Source organism: Candidatus Competibacter phosphatis, assembly GCF_012939995.1.
GTDB classification, from domain to species: domain Bacteria; phylum Pseudomonadota; class Gammaproteobacteria; order Competibacterales; family Competibacteraceae; genus Competibacter; species Competibacter phosphatis.
In genome coordinates this window covers 1-1,569 of the sequence record NZ_SPMZ01000117.1, presented here as the reverse complement: position 1 = coordinate 1,569, position 1,569 = coordinate 1, and the positions used below count along the sequence as shown (strand labels likewise).

Genomic DNA, 1,569 nt, shown 5'->3' with positions numbered 1-1,569 from the left:
ATCGCTCCGCGATGCCGAGCCAATTTGCTATCAAATTTTTTAGAATCCCCAGCTCGTAGCGCTACAGCACTCAATTGCATCGCAAGTGCCAGCGTTGGCTTTCCTCCTTCACCCGTAAGGTAAAAATTGAAAAACCGTCTGTTTACTGTCCTTCTGACAGCCGCTGTCTTTGGTCTTGGCTCGGCTGTCAATGCTGCTGAAATTTCCAGTGCTGAAGCAATGAAAGCCATCTCTGCAGCCGTGCTGCCTGCCATGGAAAAGAACCAGATTCCTGGTATGGCTGTGGCATTGGTATTGGGGGACAAGACTTATGTCTTAAACTATGGCGTGTCAGATGTTGAGAAACAAACACCGGTAACTGACGAGACGATTTTTGAGATTGGCTCTATCAGTAAGACCTTCACAGCCACACTGGCGACGCACGCAGAAGCCACTGGGAAGCTGAAACTGACCGATACAGCAGCAAAGTATTTGCCTGAGTTGTCTGGTACGGACTTCGGTAACTTGCAGCTTTTCCATCTTGGAACGCACACCGTTGGCGGCATTCCTCTGCAGGTGCCTGATGAAGTCCAAACTCGGGAGCAGCTTCTGGAATACCTCCGCACCTGGAAGCCTGCGTACAAAACCGGCACGATGCGTACTTATGCAAACCCAAGCATCGGTGCTTTAGGGTGGATAACGGCGAAAAGTTTGGGGCAAGATTTCAGCACCGCCATGACTCAAACCATTTTCCAGCCCCTCGGTTTGACTAGCACTTATCTGAGCATCCCTGCACAGAAGATGTCCAGCTACGCTTGGGGCTACAACAACGATAAGAAGCCTGTGCGTGTCAATCCAGGCATGTTGGACAGTGAAGCCTACGGCATCAAAACCACGGCTACTGACCTGATCACCTTTGTGAAGGCCAACATGGGCATGTTGCCCTTGGATAGCATGCTGCAATCGGCTTTAAACAATACCCGCAAGAGCTATTTCAGCGTAGGCCAGATGACTCAAGACCTCATCTGGGAGGAGTATGCAATGCCTGTTGACTTGCCTATGCTGCAAGAAGGCAATGCTCCCAAACTTATCCTGAATCCAACCCCAGTAAGCGCTAAGGTTCCTGCAGCCACACCTAACAGCAATGTGTGGGTTAACAAGACTGGTGCTACCAACGGCTTCGGTGCTTATGTTGCGTTTGTGCCTGAAAAGCGCTTCGGGGTTGTGTTGCTGGCCAATAAAAACTACCCCAATGCTGAACGGGTAGAAATTGCCCACAAAATTTATAGCAATCTAACCGGGAAACAATGACAGCTTTGGGTCGGCTGCCGTCGCGTGTGCAGTGTCAAAGCTGACATGACAAATACGTGAGATGGGCCGATGCTCGCCGTCCGGTCCGGCTGTTGAGTCTCCCCTGCAGGAGTCACAGCGCTCGTATGTCACGCGCCATCCTAGACGTCAGGCGGCCTCATCCAAACCGGAACAATTTGGACGTGAACGCCAGGGTGCCATTGCCGTGATCGAAATGGCGGCTGGTGACACGACTGCTTGATCTACCCCAACTNGAAGGACCGCCGGAAAGCACCAAAT

1 protein-coding gene is annotated in these 1,569 nt (G+C 51.5%); it reads left to right on the top strand.

Features of this window, described 5'->3' with window-relative positions:
* Positions 1–126 precede the first annotated feature (126 nt).
* The gene (ampC, locus tag E4P82_RS21365) at positions 127–1,290 is read left to right on the top strand and encodes a class C beta-lactamase (protein ID WP_048709300.1); all 1,164 of its coding nucleotides are present in this window, start codon (positions 127–129) and stop codon (positions 1,288–1,290) included.
* Positions 1,291–1,569: the final 279 nt, after the last annotated feature.